At 59.6% G+C, this 228-nt stretch carries 1 protein-coding gene; it reads left to right on the top strand.

What is annotated here, in order from left to right; translation table 11 throughout:
- Window positions 1-225: SsrA-binding protein (locus R0J87_RS25640; RefSeq protein WP_498889830.1), on the top strand; the 225-nt coding region annotated here is incomplete at its 5' end.
- Between the last annotated feature and the right edge of the window lie 3 nt (window positions 226-228).

Here is a 228-nt window from a genome sequence, read left to right as displayed (position 1 = left end):
CGCAAAGGAATCGCCAAAATCTTTTCGGTTACCCAGGATAACGGCCCCACCCGTGTGCCTTTCAAGCTGTCCTGGAAACGCAACAAAGTGAAGTGCGAGCTGGCACTGGTGACCGGTAAGAAGATTCACGATAAACGCGCGACCGAGAAGGAGCGGGACCGGGGCCGCAAAAAAGGCCGAGGTATGGGGGCGGCGAACAGGGCAGCACTGGGCGATGGGGGCTGAGCG

The organism is Halomonas sp. SIMBA_159 (genome assembly GCF_046536035.1).
In the GTDB taxonomy this organism is placed as follows: Bacteria; Pseudomonadota; Gammaproteobacteria; order Pseudomonadales; family Halomonadaceae; genus Vreelandella; species Vreelandella venusta_A.
The sequence above is the reverse complement of the archived record's forward strand: the minus strand, read 5'-3'. Positions and strand labels throughout refer to the sequence as shown.